We start from the raw sequence: 15729 nt of genomic DNA on the forward strand, positions 1-15729 counted from the left end.
TTATAAACAGAACGTTCCCTGTCTTGTTTAGTTTTGAAGGATCATTCCTTCGAAACGTGTTCTTTGAAAACTAGATAACAGTAGACATCACATTCAATTAGTAACACAAGATATCACATAGTGATTCTTTTTAACGGTTAAGTTAGAAAGGGCGCACGGTGGATGCCTTGGCACTAGGAGCCGATGAAGGACGGGACGAACACCGATATGCTTCGGGGAGCTGTAAGCAAGCTTTGATCCGGAGATTTCCGAATGGGGAAACCCACCACTCGTAATGGAGTGGTATCCATATCTGAATTCATAGGATATGAGAAGGCAGACCCGGGGAACTGAAACATCTAAGTACCCGGAGGAAGAGAAAGCAAATGCGATTCCCTGAGTAGCGGCGAGCGAAACGGGATTAGCCCAAACCAAGAGGCTTGCCTCTTGGGGTTGTAGGACACTCTATACGGAGTTACAAAAGAACGAGGTAGATGAAGAGGTCTGGAAAGGCCCGCCATAGGAGGTAACAGCCCTGTAGTCAAAACTTCGTTCTCTCCTGAGTGGATCCTGAGTACGGCGGAACACGTGAAATTCCGTCGGAATCCGGGAGGACCATCTCCCAAGGCTAAATACTCCCTAGTGACCGATAGTGAACCAGTACCGTGAGGGAAAGGTGAAAAGCACCCCGGAAGGGGAGTGAAAGAGATCCTGAAACCGTGTGCCTACAAGTAGTCAGAGCCCGTTAACGGGTGATGGCGTGCCTTTTGTAGAATGAACCGGCGAGTTACGATCCCGTGCAAGGTTAAGCAGAAGATGCGGAGCCGCAGCGAAAGCGAGTCTGAATAGGGCGCATGAGTACGTGGTCGTAGACCCGAAACCAGGTGATCTACCCATGTCCAGGGTGAAGTTCAGGTAACACTGAATGGAGGCCCGAACCCACGCACGTTGAAAAGTGCGGGGATGAGGTGTGGGTAGGGGTGAAATGCCAATCGAACCTGGAGATAGCTGGTTCTCTCCGAAATAGCTTTAGGGCTAGCCTCAAGGTAAGAGTCTTGGAGGTAGAGCACTGATTGGACTAGGGGCCCCTACCGGGTTACCGAATTCAGTCAAACTCCGAATGCCAATGACTTATCCTTGGGAGTCAGACTGCGAGTGATAAGATCCGTAGTCGAAAGGGAAACAGCCCAGACCGCCAGCTAAGGTCCCAAAGTATACGTTAAGTGGAAAAGGATGTGGAGTTGCTTAGACAACCAGGATGTTGGCTTAGAAGCAGCCACCATTTAAAGAGTGCGTAATAGCTCACTGGTCGAGTGACTCTGCGCCGAAAATGTACCGGGGCTAAACGTATCACCGAAGCTGCGGACTGTTCTTCGAACAGTGGTAGGAGAGCGTTCTAAGGGCTGTGAAGCCAGACCGGAAGGACTGGTGGAGCGCTTAGAAGTGAGAATGCCGGTATGAGTAGCGAAAGAGGGGTGAGAATCCCCTCCACCGAATGCCTAAGGTTTCCTGAGGAAGGCTCGTCCGCTCAGGGTTAGTCGGGACCTAAGCCGAGGCCGAAAGGCGTAGGCGATGGACAACAGGTTGATATTCCTGTACCACCTCCTCACCATTTGAGCAATGGGGGGACGCAGGAGGATAGGGTAAGCGCGGTATTGGATATCCGCGTCCAAGCAGTTAGGCTGGGAAATAGGCAAATCCGTTTCCCATAAGGCTGAGCTGTGATGGCGAGCGAAATATAGTAGCGAAGTTCCTGATTCCACACTGCCAAGAAAAGCCTCTAGCGAGGTGAGAGGTGCCCGTACCGCAAACCGACACAGGTAGGCGAGGAGAGAATCCTAAGGTGATCGAGAGAACTCTCGTTAAGGAACTCGGCAAAATGACCCCGTAACTTCGGGAGAAGGGGTGCTCTGTTAGGGTGCAAGCCCGAGAGAGCCGCAGTGAATAGGCCCAGGCGACTGTTTAGCAAAAACACAGGTCTCTGCGAAGCCGTAAGGCGAAGTATAGGGGCTGACGCCTGCCCGGTGCTGGAAGGTTAAGAGGAGCGCTTAGCGTAAGCGAAGGTGCGAATTGAAGCCCCAGTAAACGGCGGCCGTAACTATAACGGTCCTAAGGTAGCGAAATTCCTTGTCGGGTAAGTTCCGACCCGCACGAAAGGCGCAACGATCTGGGCACTGTCTCAACGAGAGACTCGGTGAAATTATAGTACCTGTGAAGATGCAGGTTACCCGCGACAGGACGGAAAGACCCCGTGGAGCTTTACTGCAGCCTGATATTGAATGTTGGTACAGCTTGTACAGGATAGGTAGGAGCCTTGGAAACCGGAGCGCCAGCTTCGGTGGAGGCATCGGTGGGATACTACCCTGGCTGTATTGACCTTCTAACCCGCCGCCCTTATCGGGCGGGGAGACAGTGTCAGGTGGGCAGTTTGACTGGGGCGGTCGCCTCCTAAAAGGTAACGGAGGCGCCCAAAGGTTCCCTCAGAATGGTTGGAAATCATTCGCAGAGTGTAAAGGCACAAGGGAGCTTGACTGCGAGACCTACAAGTCGAGCAGGGACGAAAGTCGGGCTTAGTGATCCGGTGGTTCCGCATGGAAGGGCCATCGCTCAACGGATAAAAGCTACCCCGGGGATAACAGGCTTATCTCCCCCAAGAGTCCACATCGACGGGGAGGTTTGGCACCTCGATGTCGGCTCATCGCATCCTGGGGCTGTAGTCGGTCCCAAGGGTTGGGCTGTTCGCCCATTAAAGCGGTACGCGAGCTGGGTTCAGAACGTCGTGAGACAGTTCGGTCCCTATCCGTCGCGGGCGCAGGAAATTTGAGAGGAGCTGTCCTTAGTACGAGAGGACCGGGATGGACGCACCGCTGGTGTACCAGTTGTTCTGCCAAGGGCATCGCTGGGTAGCTATGTGCGGACGGGATAAGTGCTGAAAGCATCTAAGCATGAAGCCCCCCTCAAGATGAGATTTCCCATTCCGCAAGGAAGTAAGATCCCTGAAAGATGATCAGGTTGATAGGTCTGAGGTGGAAGTGTGGCGACACATGGAGCTGACAGATACTAATCGATCGAGGACTTAACCACATTTTGAATGATGTCACACCTGTTATCTAGTTTTGAGAGAATAAGTTTTTCAAAAAAAACACTTGATTTTCTCAAGAATACATAGTATAATGTTAAATGTCACTGAAATTGTCTGGTGATGATGGCGAAGAGGTCACACCCGTTCCCATGCCGAACACGGAAGTTAAGCTCTTCAGCGCCGATGGTAGTCGGGGGTTTCCCCCTGTGAGAGTAGGACATCGCCAGGCAGACTTCATTCCGCAGTAGCTCAGTGGTAGAGCTATCGGCTGTTAACCGATCGGTCGTAGGTTCGAATCCTACCTGCGGAGCCATTATTGGAGAGCTGTCCGAGTGGTCGAAGGAGCACGATTGGAAATCGTGTAGGCGGTCAACTCCGTCTCAAGGGTTCGAATCCCTTGCTCTCCGCCACTGATACTTATACATAATTACAATAATTACAATTGAAAGTCTGGGCCCGTTGGTCAAGCGGTTAAGACACCGCCCTTTCACGGCGGTAACACGGGTTCGAATCCCGTACGGGTCATTATATGATGGAGGATTAGCTCAGCTGGGAGAGCATCTGCCTTACAAGCAGAGGGTCGGCGGTTCGAGCCCGTCATCCTCCACCATTATATCATCGCGGGGTGGAGCAGTTCGGTAGCTCGTCGGGCTCATAACCCGAAGGTCGCAGGTTCAAATCCTGCCCCCGCAACCAAATTTCAAAATGGTCCGGTAGTTCAGTTGGTTAGAATGCCTGCCTGTCACGCAGGAGGTCGCGGGTTCGAGTCCCGTCCGGACCGCCATTTAAATACTTAGGCTCGGTAGCTCAGTTGGTAGAGCAACGGACTGAAAATCCGTGTGTCGGCGGTTCGATTCCGTCCCGAGCCACCACCTATGCCGGTGTAGCTCAATTGGTAGAGCAACTGACTTGTAATCAGTAGGTTGGGGGTTCAAGTCCTCTTGCCGGCACTGTTTTTTCAAAATTTAATGTGGAGGGGTAGCGAAGTGGCTAAACGCGGCGGACTGTAAATCCGCTCCCTCAGGGTTCGGCAGTTCGAATCTGCCCCCCTCCACCATTTATAGGGGCATAGTTTAACGGTAGAACAGAGGTCTCCAAAACCTCCGGTGTGGGTTCGATTCCTACTGCCCCTGCCAAATTTATGACATCTTGAGATTATGGCGGTTGTGGCGAAGTGGTTAACGCACCAGATTGTGGCTCTGGCACTCGTGGGTTCGATTCCCATCAATCGCCCCATATTATCATTGGGCTATAGCCAAGCGGTAAGGCAACGGACTTTGACTCCGTCATGCGTTGGTTCGAATCCAGCTAGCCCAGTCTCACTTTTTATATCAACTGCATATAATGTATTAAGTCCATTAAAAATGCGGAAGTAGTTCAGTGGTAGAACACCACCTTGCCAAGGTGGGGGTCGCGGGTTCGAATCCCGTCTTCCGCTCCAATTACGGCGGCATAGCCAAGTGGTAAGGCAGAGGTCTGCAAAACCTTTATCCCCGGTTCGAATCCGGGTGTCGCCTTCTTATTGCCGGGGTGGTGGAATTGGCAGACACACAGGACTTAAAATCCTGCGGTAGGTGACTACCGTGCCGGTTCAAGTCCGGCCCTCGGCACCAATTTTATTTACATGGTAAGTTGAATTGGTGTTTGTGTTTTATCATTATAACTAATCATATTAATGATCTACATAAGTAGATCATTTTTTAATGCTTTGATTTATCATAAAAAGTTAAGTTCCGAGGTCTATTATAAAGCGGCTGTATAGCTAGTCTTTCAACACTTTTATTTTATATTTCCATAAAAACTTTTTTGAAATACGTTGACACTTTATGAGATCCATGATATATTTATATTCGTCGGTTAGATACAACGTAAAACTTGCCGGTGTGGCGGAATTGGCAGACGCGCACGACTCAAAATCGTGTTCCTTCTGGAGTGTCGGTTCGACCCCGACCACCGGTATACTGAAAAACCCGTTTCTTAACAGAAACGGGTTTTTATTTTTTATTAAAGAAAAGGAGCCTCGGCTCCTTTTTATACTTACTCAGCGTATTGGTCTAGGATCTCTTCTAGCACCTCTTCTAGCTCTTCTGTATCTTCAAGCTCTGATTGGCTGAAACGGACGCGTACAAGCTGTTCTCCGTCATTATACATCTCTTCCAGCCACCCTCGGAGTCCTCTTGCTCTGCGGTCGACTTCGAAAATGATTTCCAAACCGTCTTCGTCTAAAAGGAAAATGAGCTCTAATTCATCAAGCATCTGACGATAATATCCGGAAGTCGGAACGAATTCGAATTCCTGAACGAACGGAAGACGACGCTGGAAGTAGGGCGCTTGTTCGCAGTCTGCTTCGTTAAGACGGAAGCCCAGGTTTTCGATTGCTTCAAGCACATTTTCAATCCAAGGGTGCGCTTCAACGAAAATGCGGTCATGATCGGATTTATCGATACCGCCTTGAATGTCAAGGTCTGTCACCACGGCAACCTCTACTTTCCCTACAGTGATCGGCGTATCTAGAGGCAGAATGAATGTGAATGGAAATTGATGCTCTTCACCAGGCTGAATGGTAAATGAACCAGTGACCCGGAAAGAATGAATTGTAGCGTATTTCCGGTGCTCTTCATCGTCTTTTACAATGACATACCGTGTACTAAGCTGTAAATCGATATAACGGATGTCCTGAGCGATTTTTCCGCCTTTGACATGTACAGTTCCCTGTACTTCTTCTCCAGGAAAATATGCGTCTTTCTCTAAAATTGTATCTACTTTTGCAGCTCCAATTCCGGCACTTGCCGCAAGCTTCTTAAAAAATGACATGTTAGATCTTCCCCTTTTTCTTTTTTCTCAACAGATATACGTAAGAAGGAGGAAAAAAGATTCGTTTGATTCATACTTTTTTCCTATTATTCGTCTCGGCCTAGGGACAGACTAAGAATAATATTGAAAATAAAGGAGTGGATGGAAGTGAATAAAGAAAGTTTGGTTGCAGATGAATTACACAGAATGTTTTTGGCCGGTGAGCTGCAAATCACAGTAGAGGAGGATATAAACAGTATTTCCGAAAGGCTGAGAAACGGTGATCTCAGTTTAGACCGATTAAGCGGTGAAGACGCGTTTATAAAAGAAACGGTAAACGAGGCTTTAAGAAGAGTGGAGCAATAAAAAAGAGACGGCATCTCATCTTTGAGATCCCGTCTCTTTTTGTGGTCTTTACTGCAAGATAAAAACGTAATTGCTCACCCGAGCCACCCCTTTTCTAACAGAAGATCTGACAGTTCATCATGGAGATAAACAGTTGTATCTAATTGATCATGCAATGCTCTTCTGATGTGGGGATTTTCAGCTTCTGTTATTGCGACAGTGTATTTGTTAATGCTGGTTTTTATTGTTGTTAACAAATCAAGAATATCTTTGGGACAAAGACTTTGTTCAATGGGAAACCACCTCCTTTGTTTTTTAGCAGCTCCTGATAAGAAAGTATTTGGCTTTGTTTCTTGCTTCTATACAAAATGCTATAATAAGCAACAAATTTTGTTGGGGGGTGTGATGATGAAGCAGATTATTGCGATGGGAGGCGGGGGTTTTTCGATGGAGCCGGATAATTTGTCCCTCGATCAATATATCCTCAATCAATCAAAACGAGAGCAGCCTCGTATTTGTTTTTTGCCGACGGCGAGCGGAGATTCCCAAAACTATATTCAGCGGTTTTATCATGCATTTCAAACATTGGATTGCGTGCCGTCTCATTTATCTTTGTTTAAGCCGCCATCATCAGATTTAGCTTCTTTTGTTATGGAAATGGACGTGATTTATGTTGGCGGGGGAAATACGCGGAATTTACTTGTGTTATGGAAAGAGTGGGGGCTGGACCATATTCTCAGGGAAGCATGGAAGAACGGTGTGGTTGTAGCTGGAATAAGTGCCGGTGCGATCTGCTGGTTTGAAGAAGGGGTGACAGATCAGCCGGACCGCTGACAAGTTTGAAAAGTTTAGGTTTTTTGCAAGGGAGCTTTTGTCCCCATTATGACGGGGAAAAGGATCGGAGACCGGCATACCACCAGCTGATATCTAACAAGTTCTTATGCAGTGGCTATGCAGCGGATGATGGGGCTGCTCTCCATTTCATAAATGATCAGCTGTTTCAGACTGTGAGTTCAAGGTCGGGTGCAAAGGCATATCGGGTGATGATGGCTGAACATGAAATAGCTGAAATCCCGTTGCCGGTCAAATATTTAGGGTGAAATTGGCTGAATATTATCTATATTCCTCTTTTTTTCAGATTGATTTTATGATAAGATGAGTGCGAAATCAATAGTTACTGGGGGTGCCCGCTTTCGGGCTGAGAGAGAAGGTAAGCTTCTTAACCCTTTGGACCTGATCTGGTTCGTACCAGCGTGGGGAAGTAGAGGAATTGTTTTTTGTTATTGTCTTGCTGGGCAATAATATGTTTCTTTCTGACTGTAACCGGGTTCATTTATATGAATCCGGTTTTTTGTGCTGGTTATGGGCTTGATTTTGTCCTTTCAAACGTAGAAAGGGGAAGGAAAAGTAATGCAAAACAATTCAGTGCAGCAAGCCAACATTTCCATTATGTCAAGTTTTTCAGGCAGCAAGAAGGTATACGTGGAGGGCTCTTCTTCGGACATCCAAGTGCCGATGAGGGAGATTCTATTGAGTCCGACGACGGGATCGTTCGGCGAAGAGGAAAACGCGCCTGTGCGTGTCTATGATACAAGCGGACCGTATACGGACCCTGAAGTAACCATTAATATTCAAGAAGGATTAAAGCCGCTCCGCCAAAAATGGATCACAGAGCGCGGTGACGTGGAAGAGTATGAAGGTCGGGCTATAAAACCAGAAGATAACGGTTATAAAAAAGCAAATCCAAACGTAAGCTATCCAGGATTAAAGCGGAAACCGCTGAGGGCGAAGGCAGGTCAAAATGTCACACAAATGCACTATGCAAAAAAGGGGATCATTACACCTGAGATGGAATTTATCGCCATTCGTGAGCATGTGTCTCCTGAATTCGTCAGAGACGAGGTAGCCAGCGGCCGGGCGATTATTCCTTCAAACATTAATCACCCTGAAAGTGAGCCAATGATTATCGGCCGGAATTTTCATGTGAAGATTAATGCGAATATCGGGAATTCAGCGGTTACGTCATCCATTGAAGAAGAAGTGGAAAAAATGACGTGGGCCATCCGCTGGGGAGCGGATACGATGATGGATCTCTCTACCGGAAAAGATATTCATACGACGCGTGAATGGATTATCCGCAATTGCCCCGTGCCTGTGGGAACTGTTCCGATTTATCAGGCGCTTGAAAAAGTAAACGGCGTAGCGGAGGATTTAACGTGGGAGATTTATCGTGATACGCTAATCGAGCAGGCAGAACAGGGAGTGGATTATTTTACGATTCACGCGGGTGTTTTGCTTAGGTATGTACCGCTGACTGCCAAACGGACAACTGGTATTGTGTCACGCGGGGGAGCGATTATGGCGCAGTGGTGTCTGGCTCATCATCAAGAAAGCTTTTTATACACACATTTTGAAGAAATATGTGAGATTATGAAAATGTATGATATTGCTTTCTCTCTTGGGGATGGTTTGCGTCCCGGATCAATTGCTGATGCCAATGACGAAGCGCAGTTTGCTGAATTAGAGACGCTTGGAGAGCTGACGCAAATTGCCTGGAAGCATGATGTTCAGGTGATGATTGAGGGTCCTGGACATGTTCCGATGCATAAAATCAAAGAGAACGTCGATAAACAAATGGACATTTGTAAAGAAGCGCCTTTTTACACATTGGGGCCGTTGACAACGGATATTGCCCCGGGATATGACCATATTACTTCAGCGATCGGAGCGGCGATGATCGGTTGGTATGGGACAGCAATGCTTTGTTATGTAACGCCGAAGGAGCATTTAGGGCTGCCAAACCGTGATGATGTTCGTGAAGGAGTCATTACATATAAGATCGCTGCGCACGCTGCGGACCTTGCAAAAGGGCATCCCGGAGCGCAAATCCGGGATGATGCGTTATCGAAAGCCCGTTTTGAATTCCGCTGGCGGGATCAGTTTAATTTATCTCTTGATCCGGAGAGAGCCCTTGAATACCATGATGAAACCCTGCCTGCTGAAGGAGCAAAAACCGCTCACTTTTGTTCCATGTGCGGTCCGAAATTTTGCAGCATGAGAATTTCACAGGATATTCGGGATTATGCGAAGAAAAACGATCTCAGTGAAGCAGAAGCCATAAATAAAGGATTAAAAGAAAAAGCAAAAGAGTTTGTCGATACGGGAAGCAATTTATATCAATAAAAAAAATGAAGATGGAGAATGCTCCATCTTCATTTTTTTAGAAAAACAGAGAGCGTCGAAGCGGAGGAATACTCTGTTCAAAGCGGAAAACATTTTCTGGATCATATTTCGTTTTGACACGGCGGAGTCGTTCAACGTTTTCGCCGTAATATGTTCTTGGCCAGTTTCTGATTTCGATATCTGGCCAATTTACGTAGTCTCCCATCGTTTCTCTCGAAAGGGACGTTCTCAGCCCCTCAATCCAGCGGACATTTTGTCTTTTTTCTTCAGGAGATGTCCAGTTTGTTAAGTATTCCTGGGCGATGATTGCATCACGATAATAAAATGCCGTTTGGTCGGGAGCGATCCGTCCGGCTGCCCCGCCGAGTGCTTGCTGCCAGACACTGGCGTTTTGATTCGGAGCGTGCTCTAAAAAGTGTTTTAGTGTTGAAATCGCACGTTCTGATAATGGCTTTTCAATGAAAGAGCCGGAGCGTTTCATTTTTTGAGGCTGATTGCCTCCCGGGCTGTTAAAAAAGGTTACCGCTTCGATGAACGGCATTGTTTTTACCATTCCGCTTGTTGGGCTTCCTGCTTTCAATAAAGGCTTTAACAGTTTTTTTAACTCTGTTTTTGGCCCGACAAATTGGCCGATGGCTTCTATTCGGTTTACTTCTTTAGGCCAAAACTCTATTGATGATGTAAGCCGGTCATCTGTATACGGAGCCCAGTGCTGCCACGTGTTAAATACTTCCTCAAAATCATCCCATCCCCATGTTATAGAAAAAATCGACACTTGAGAGATGGGCACTGCTTTAAATGTCATGGAGGTGACTATGCCAAAATTGCCTCCTCCGCCTCCCTGAGACGCCCAAAATAAGTCTGGATGACTTGAACAGCTGACTGTAATCAGATCAGCGCCCTCTTTTTCGTCTGCTACGATCATCTCAAGCTGCACGAGGCTGTCGCAAGTAAGGCCGGCAGCCCTTGTTAAAAGTCCAATTCCCCCTCCGAGAGTTAAACCTGTGAGCCCTACATTAGCAATGGTGCCTGCGGGAAGCGTCAGGCCGTATTGCCAGAGTGTCCGATAGACTTCTCCCAATTCAGCCCCCGCTTCAATATAGGCCAGCTTTTTATCCTGATTCACAGTTATTTTTTTCATTTCGCTTAAATCAATAACAAGACCGTTATTTAAAAGGGAAAAGTTCTCATAGCTGTGTCTGCCGCCTCTAATACGGAAAGGCACACGGTTTTCACGCGCCCATTTCAGCGCATTGAGTGCATCCTGTTTGTTTTGGCAAAACACAATGATGTCAGGATACCTTTCTAAGCTTAGGTTAATATTGGTTCTTGCTTCGTTATAGTCCGGATCATCCCGTGTCACGATACGTCCTGTCAATTTTGTCTTTTCCACACTCCCACATCTCTTTCTTTCGTATTCTAGTTTCTCTAGCTTATGCGTCAGGGGAAAAGAGTGTATAAGGAAAAAGCGGGGATGCAATCTGATACAGTGTCAACACCCTTAAAAAATAGTTGACAGATCAGTATTGTATGAATTAACATGGTCAGTACAAATTTTTCAAATTTATCGCGCTGATCGGAACACCGAAGGCTCTTATCGTTTAGATAAGGGCCTTTTTTGTATGAAAAAGGAGGGATTATTGATGGGAGTCAAAAAAGAAAAGGGGAGAAAACGATTCAGAAAGCGAAAAACCTACGGGAATCAGATTTTGCCGCTTGAGCTGCTGATTGAAAAAAACAAACGAGAGATTATAAACAGCGCGGAGCTCATGGAAGAAATTTATATGAAGATTGATGAGAAGCATACGCAATGTGTAACTAAATAGAAAAAAACCCGCTGATTACAGCGGGTTTTTGCATTTCTACATTAAGCATCTTTTTTAATCGGCAATCCAAGGCCTTCTGCCACGCGCTTTCCGTATTCAGGATCCGCTTTGTAGAAGTGCTCGATTTGGCGCAGCTTGATTTCTTCTTTTTCTACCGGCTTCATAGCATTAACGATATTTTCAACAAGGCGGGTACGTTCATCTTCACTCATTAAACGATACAGATCACCGGCTTGAGTGTAGTGATCGTTGTGATCGTAGCTTACGCTGTCAGCGATGCCTTGTACCGGATATGCTGCTTGCTTATCCTCAGGTGACTCTTTTGGACCGCCGAAACTGTTAGGCTCGTAATACACAGATCCGCCGCCGTTATCATCAAAGCGCATTTGTCCATCACGCTGATAATTGTTTACTTTGTTGCGTGCGCGGTTGATTGGCAGCGCTTGATGGTTTGCACCGACACGGTAGCGGTGTGCATCATGATAAGCAAACAGTCGGCCTTGAAGCATTTTATCCGGTGAAACATCAATACCAGGCACGAGTGTTCCAGGTGAAAATGTCGCTTGTTCTACCTCTACAAAGTAGTTTTCCGGATTTCTGTCTAGAACCATGCGTCCGACCTCGATTAACGGGTAGTCTTTTTGAGACCAAACTTTTGTGACATCAAACGGATCGAAACGGTACGTGTTTGCATCTTCTAAAGGCATGATTTGCACATATAGTTTCCATGCAGGATAATCACCGTTTTCGATTGCATTGAAAAGGTCTTCTGTATGGTAATCAGGGTTTTCACCGGCAATTTTTGCTGCCGTATTGACATCAAGGTTTTTCACGCCTTGTTCCGTTTTAAAGTGATATTTAATCCATACGCCTTCGCCTTCGGCATTTGTCCATTTGAATGTATGGCTTCCGAAGCCGTGCATGTGGCGAAGTGTTGCAGGAATTCCGCGGTCAGACATCAGGATTGTCACTTGGTGAAGTGACTCTGGTGAAAGTGACCAGAAATCCCATACAGCCGTAGGGTTTTTCAGGTGTGTTTTTGGATCTCTTTTTTGTGTATGGATGAAATCAGGGAACTTAATCGCATCGCGGATAAAGAATACAGGCGTATTGTTGCCGACGATGTCGTAGTTTCCTTCTTCAGTATAAAATTTAACAGCAAATCCGCGCGGGTCGCGAACTGTGTCAGCAGAGCCAAGTTCACCGGCAACTGTTGAGAAACGGATGAACAACGGTGTGCGTTTGCCGACTTCAGAAAGGAAAGCGGCTTTCGTGTATTTAGTTACGTCGTTTGTCACTTCAAAATATCCGTGTGCGCCTGCTCCTTTGGCGTGAACAACACGTTCAGGAACACGTTCTCGGTTGAAATGGGCCAATTTTTCGAGTAAATGTACATCTTGAATTAAAGTTGGTCCGCGAGAACCGGCAGTCATTGAGTTTTGATTATCTCCAACCGGAGCGCCCCAGCTAGTTGTCAGTTTATTTGAACTCATGTTATCACCTCTTGGAATTTATAAGAACATAATATCATCTCTAAGTAAAAAGTCAATATTATTTTATAATTATTATAAAATAGTCATCTCTATTAATCGATATCTAGTATCGAAAGTGTTGAAAAACCTTGTTGTAACAGCTTTCTATGACACTTAATAATTTTTGGAGAAATAATTTTTCCTTCTCTATTTGCGAAACAAGCAGAGTAAGTGATAAACAAGGATATCAAAAATCGTATTTAAAAAATAGTTGACATATCGGAATAATTTGAATTAACATGTTATTCAAACAAAAAAACAATTGGGCAGCTGATCGGACCGCCGAAGGCTCTCATCTCTACAAGAACAGAGATGGGGGCCTTTTTGTTTTTTTGAAGGCGGGGTTGGCAGAAAGAGAGGGATAAAAGTGGCTGTGACCATCAGCATCAAAGAAAAGGCATTTGTTCAAGAAGGCCGCAAAAACACGGTCTTAGAAAACATAGAATTATCAATCGCACCAGGCGAATTTCTAACGCTTATCGGACCGAGTGGGTGCGGAAAAAGCACCCTGTTAAAGATTATTGCAGGGCTTGATTCTGAATATGACGGGAGTGTTGAAATTAACGGCCGCAGCGTAACAGCTCCGGGTATTCAGCAAGGATTTATTTTTCAGGAACACCGCCTCTTTCCTTGGCTGACTGTTGAGCAGAATATTGCCGCCGACTTGAATTTGAAGGACCCAAAAGTCAAACAAAAGGTGGATGAACTGATCGAGATTGTCAGATTGAAAGGATCGGAAAAAGCATATCCGCGCGAGCTGTCAGGCGGCATGTCACAAAGAGTAGCCATCGCCCGGGCCCTGCTGCGGGAGCCTGAGATGCTGCTTTTAGATGAACCGTTTGGTGCACTCGACGCTTTTACAAGAAAACACCTGCAGGACGTGCTGCTGGATATATGGAGGAGGAAAAAAACAACGATGATTCTTGTGACTCATGATATAGATGAATCTGTTTATTTAGGAAATGAGCTTGCGATCCTTAAGGCCAAACCGGGGAAAATCCATAAGCTGATGCCCATTCACCTGGCGTATCCGCGAAACCGGACGACTCCGGATTTCCAAGCGATCAGACAGAGAGTGCTGTCGGAATTCGAGAAAACAGAAGATTTGGAGTACGCAGAAGGATCAGGGATATAGAAAGGGCGGAAGCGGAAATGAAAAAAGGACTCATTGTATTGGTTGCCGTTATTTTTCTGCTCGCAGGCTGTGGAGCAAATGGAGCCAGCGGTGACCACAAACAATTGAAGGAAATTCGTATTGGTATTCAGCAAAGCTTAAGCCCGCTTTTGATCGCAAAGGAAAAAGGCTGGTTCGAAGATGCATTTGAAAAAGAAGGCATCAAAGTGAAATGGGTGGAGTTTCAAAGCGGTCCGCCCCAATTTGAAGGCCTTGCGGCAGACAAACTTGATTTTTCTCAAGTCGGTAATTCGCCTGTGATTGCTGGACAGGCGGCAGGCATTGACTTTAAAGAAATCGGTTTGTCACAGGACGGTTTGAAAGCAAACGGCATCCTTGTCAATCAAAACAGCGGCATTCAAGACGTTAAGGACTTAAAGGGAAAGAAAATTGCAGTCGCCAAAGGCAGCAGCGGGTTTGATTTTTTGTATAAAGCGCTTGATCAAGTGGGGTTGTCAGCTAACGATGTGACAATTATTCAGCTTCAGCCTGATGAAGCAGCTTCCGCATTTGAAAACGGATCTGTTGATGCCTGGTCCATTTGGGAGCCGTACTTGTCCTTAGAAACAATGAAACACGGAGCAAAAATCCTTGTGAACGGAGAAAGCACAGATTTATATTCACCGGGTTTTACTTTAGTAAGAACAAAGTTTTCAGAGGAGCATCCAGACGAAGTGGTCCGTTTTCTGAAGGTGTTTAATAAAGCCGTTGTATGGCAAAAGGAACATCTGGATGAAGCAGCGGACTTGTATTCTGACATTAAAGATCTCGATAAAAAGGTCGTCGAAAATGTGCTGAAAAATACTGAACCTCTGAATGAGGTCATCAGTGACGACATTGTGAAAGCGCAGCAGGAAACAGCAGATTTTCAATTTCGAACAAAGGCGATAGATAAGAAGATTGATGTGAAGGATGTTGTCGATAACACTTTTATCAAAAAAGCATTAAAGGAACATTCCTCAGGAGGTGATCAATGATGAAAGCAGAGGCTGCGGGCTCGCTGCCCAAAACGAATGCGGAAGCGGTGCGAAAAAAGCCCGGAAGGAAGAGATACGGCTGGATGAAGGGGCTTTTACTGCCCGCTGTCATCATTGCCATCTGGCAGGTCATCGGCGGGCTGGGGGTTGTGTCCGCTACAGTGCTGCCTACACCTGTTACGATTGTTCTGACCTTTAAGGAGCTTATTTTGTCCGGCGAACTGTTCGGCCATCTGCAAATCAGCATTTATCGGGCGGCACTTGGTTTTTTGCTTGGCGCGGGGCTTGGATTGATGATCGGGATTTTGGCTGGATTCTCCAAACGGACGGAGCTGTATCTTGATCCGTCGTTGCAAATGCTTAGAACCGTACCTCATCTGGCCGTCACGCCGCTGTTTATTTTATGGTTCGGATTTGACGAAGTATCTAAAATTTTGCTGATTGCGCTCGGTGCCTTCTTTCCTGTCTATATCAATACGTTTAACGGCATCCGCGGGGTTGACGCGAAGCTGTTTGAAGTCGCCCGGGTGCTTGAATTTAAATGGCATCAGCAGATATCCAAAGTGATATTGCCGGCAGCCCTGCCCAATATATTGCTAGGCATTCGCTTATCGCTCGGCATTGCATGGCTCGGGCTCGTTGTGGCAGAGCTGATGGGTTCAAGCTCGGGAGTCGGCTATATGATCATGGATGCGAGACAGTTTTCACAAACAAATAAAGTCTTTGCAGGGATTATCATTTTTGCAGTGGTTGGAAAGCTGACGGATTCCTTCGTCAGGCTGCTGGAACGAAAGCTGTTAAAGTGGAGAAACAGCTACGAAGGATAAAAGATATAAAG

9 protein-coding genes, 16 tRNA genes, 2 rRNA genes, 2 pseudogenes and 1 riboswitch are annotated in these 15729 nt (G+C 46.3%); of the genes and pseudogenes, 25 read left to right on the forward strand and 4 right to left on the reverse strand.

Features of this window, described 5'->3' with window-relative positions:
* Positions 1 to 135: 135 nt before the first annotated feature.
* From NSQ83_RS04925 to NSQ83_RS05010, 18 genes are all read left to right on the forward strand, one after another.
* A 23S ribosomal RNA gene (locus NSQ83_RS04925) occupies positions 136 to 3063 on the forward strand.
* Positions 3064 to 3174: 111 nt separating this feature from the next.
* Positions 3175 to 3290 (forward strand): 5S ribosomal RNA (gene rrf, locus NSQ83_RS04930).
* A gap of 9 nt (positions 3291 to 3299) precedes the next feature.
* Positions 3300 to 3374, forward strand: a tRNA-Asn gene (locus NSQ83_RS04935).
* 5 nt (positions 3375 to 3379) lie between these two features.
* Positions 3380 to 3471: transfer RNA gene (locus NSQ83_RS04940), tRNA-Ser, on the forward strand.
* 43 nt (positions 3472 to 3514) lie between these two features.
* Positions 3515 to 3586 (forward strand) — tRNA-Glu (locus NSQ83_RS04945).
* A 9-nt stretch (positions 3587 to 3595) separates the two neighbouring features.
* Positions 3596 to 3671: transfer RNA gene (locus NSQ83_RS04950), tRNA-Val, on the forward strand.
* 9 nt (positions 3672 to 3680) lie between these two features.
* Positions 3681 to 3757: transfer RNA gene (locus tag NSQ83_RS04955), tRNA-Met, on the forward strand.
* An 11-nt stretch (positions 3758 to 3768) separates the two neighbouring features.
* Positions 3769 to 3845: transfer RNA gene (locus tag NSQ83_RS04960), tRNA-Asp, on the forward strand.
* A 12-nt stretch (positions 3846 to 3857) separates the two neighbouring features.
* A tRNA-Phe gene (locus NSQ83_RS04965) sits at positions 3858 to 3933 on the forward strand.
* A 5-nt stretch (positions 3934 to 3938) separates the two neighbouring features.
* A tRNA-Thr gene (locus NSQ83_RS04970) sits at positions 3939 to 4011 on the forward strand.
* Between the two features lie 22 nt (positions 4012 to 4033).
* Positions 4034 to 4118 (forward strand) — tRNA-Tyr (locus tag NSQ83_RS04975).
* A gap of 5 nt (positions 4119 to 4123) precedes the next feature.
* Positions 4124 to 4197: transfer RNA gene (locus NSQ83_RS04980), tRNA-Trp, on the forward strand.
* A 24-nt stretch (positions 4198 to 4221) separates the two neighbouring features.
* A tRNA-His gene (locus tag NSQ83_RS04985) sits at positions 4222 to 4297 on the forward strand.
* A 9-nt stretch (positions 4298 to 4306) separates the two neighbouring features.
* A tRNA-Gln gene (locus NSQ83_RS04990) sits at positions 4307 to 4378 on the forward strand.
* 49 nt (positions 4379 to 4427) lie between these two features.
* A tRNA-Gly gene (locus NSQ83_RS04995) sits at positions 4428 to 4502 on the forward strand.
* A gap of 5 nt (positions 4503 to 4507) precedes the next feature.
* Positions 4508 to 4578 (forward strand) — tRNA-Cys (locus tag NSQ83_RS05000).
* Positions 4579 to 4585: 7 nt separating this feature from the next.
* Positions 4586 to 4674 (forward strand) — tRNA-Leu (locus NSQ83_RS05005).
* A 264-nt stretch (positions 4675 to 4938) separates the two neighbouring features.
* Positions 4939 to 5020 (forward strand) — tRNA-Leu (locus NSQ83_RS05010).
* Between the two features lie 78 nt (positions 5021 to 5098).
* Here the strand turns inward: NSQ83_RS05010 and spo0M are convergent.
* Positions 5099 to 5875 carry a sporulation control protein Spo0M gene (spo0M, locus tag NSQ83_RS05015; RefSeq protein ID WP_198878806.1) on the reverse strand — a complete coding sequence of 259 codons (777 nt, stop codon included), beginning with the start codon at positions 5873 to 5875 and terminating at the stop codon, positions 5099 to 5101.
* A gap of 141 nt (positions 5876 to 6016) precedes the next feature.
* On the opposite strand from spo0M, the gene NSQ83_RS05020 reads away from it, so the two are divergent.
* Entirely contained in the window at positions 6017 to 6220 is a 204-nt protein-coding gene (locus NSQ83_RS05020) for a hypothetical protein (protein ID WP_041055483.1), read from the forward strand.
* Positions 6221 to 6294: 74 nt separating this feature from the next.
* Here NSQ83_RS05020 and NSQ83_RS05025 read toward each other — a convergent pair.
* Positions 6295 to 6566: pseudogene (locus NSQ83_RS05025) on the reverse strand (spore coat protein).
* A 41-nt stretch (positions 6567 to 6607) separates the two neighbouring features.
* Here NSQ83_RS05025 and NSQ83_RS05030 point away from each other — a divergent pair.
* Positions 6608 to 7299, forward strand: a pseudogene (locus NSQ83_RS05030) (Type 1 glutamine amidotransferase-like domain-containing protein).
* Positions 7300 to 7368: 69 nt separating this feature from the next.
* Positions 7369 to 7476: riboswitch (TPP riboswitch) on the forward strand.
* Positions 7477 to 7609: 133 nt separating this feature from the next.
* Positions 7610 to 9382 (forward strand): phosphomethylpyrimidine synthase ThiC, encoded by a 1773-nt coding sequence (thiC, locus tag NSQ83_RS05035; RefSeq protein ID WP_017697515.1) that lies wholly within the window; start codon positions 7610 to 7612, stop codon positions 9380 to 9382.
* Positions 9383 to 9419: 37 nt separating this feature from the next.
* Here thiC and NSQ83_RS05040 read toward each other — a convergent pair whose 3' ends face one another.
* Positions 9420 to 10775 carry an FAD-binding oxidoreductase gene (locus tag NSQ83_RS05040; protein ID WP_046664055.1) on the reverse strand — a complete coding sequence of 452 codons (1356 nt, stop codon included), beginning with the start codon at positions 10773 to 10775 and terminating at the stop codon, positions 9420 to 9422.
* A 250-nt stretch (positions 10776 to 11025) separates the two neighbouring features.
* Between NSQ83_RS05040 and senS the strand changes: the two genes are divergently transcribed.
* Complete coding sequence (gene senS / locus NSQ83_RS05045) at positions 11026 to 11208, forward strand: transcriptional regulator SenS (protein WP_029317517.1); 183 nt, start codon at positions 11026 to 11028, stop codon at positions 11206 to 11208.
* A gap of 41 nt (positions 11209 to 11249) precedes the next feature.
* Here senS and katA read toward each other — a convergent pair whose 3' ends face one another.
* A complete protein-coding gene (gene katA / locus NSQ83_RS05050) occupies positions 11250 to 12701 on the reverse strand; it encodes a catalase KatA (protein WP_046664056.1) in 1452 nt (483 codons plus the stop codon).
* A gap of 406 nt (positions 12702 to 13107) precedes the next feature.
* Between katA and NSQ83_RS05055 the strand changes: the two genes are divergently transcribed.
* The 3 genes from NSQ83_RS05055 to NSQ83_RS05065 are packed head-to-tail and all read left to right on the forward strand — an operon-like array spanning position 13108 to position 15718.
* Positions 13108 to 13875, forward strand: coding sequence for an ABC transporter ATP-binding protein (locus tag NSQ83_RS05055; RefSeq protein ID WP_046664057.1), 768 nt, complete (start codon positions 13108 to 13110; stop codon positions 13873 to 13875).
* Between the two features lie 17 nt (positions 13876 to 13892).
* Complete coding sequence (locus tag NSQ83_RS05060) at positions 13893 to 14891, forward strand: aliphatic sulfonate ABC transporter substrate-binding protein (RefSeq protein ID WP_024572624.1); 999 nt, start codon at positions 13893 to 13895, stop codon at positions 14889 to 14891.
* Positions 14888 to 15718, forward strand: coding sequence for an ABC transporter permease (locus NSQ83_RS05065; protein ID WP_010886451.1), 831 nt, complete (start codon positions 14888 to 14890; stop codon positions 15716 to 15718). Before NSQ83_RS05060 ends, NSQ83_RS05065 begins: the two co-directional genes overlap by 4 nt.
* Positions 15719 to 15729: the final 11 nt, after the last annotated feature.

Source organism: Bacillus sp. PS217, assembly GCF_037963535.1.
GTDB classification, from domain to species: domain Bacteria; phylum Bacillota; class Bacilli; order Bacillales; family Bacillaceae; genus Bacillus; species Bacillus subtilis.

Bases quoted from the DNA above. Each gene is read 5' to 3' on its own strand.
- senS (WP_029317517.1), top strand. From the start codon at position 11,026: ATGGGAGTCAAAAAAGAAAAGGGGAGAAAACGATTCAGAAAGCGAAAA.
- katA (WP_046664056.1), bottom strand. From the start codon at position 12,701: ATGAGTTCAAATAAACTGACAACTAGCTGGGGCGCTCCGGTTGGAGAT.
- NSQ83_RS05065 (WP_010886451.1), top strand. From the start codon at position 14,888: ATGATGAAAGCAGAGGCTGCGGGCTCGCTGCCCAAAACGAATGCGGAA.
- thiC (WP_017697515.1), top strand. From the start codon at position 7,610: ATGCAAAACAATTCAGTGCAGCAAGCCAACATTTCCATTATGTCAAGT.
- NSQ83_RS05060 (WP_024572624.1), top strand. From the start codon at position 13,893: ATGAAAAAAGGACTCATTGTATTGGTTGCCGTTATTTTTCTGCTCGCA.
- NSQ83_RS05020 (WP_041055483.1), top strand. From the start codon at position 6,017: ATGGAAGTGAATAAAGAAAGTTTGGTTGCAGATGAATTACACAGAATG.
- spo0M (WP_198878806.1), bottom strand. From the start codon at position 5,875: ATGTCATTTTTTAAGAAGCTTGCGGCAAGTGCCGGAATTGGAGCTGCA.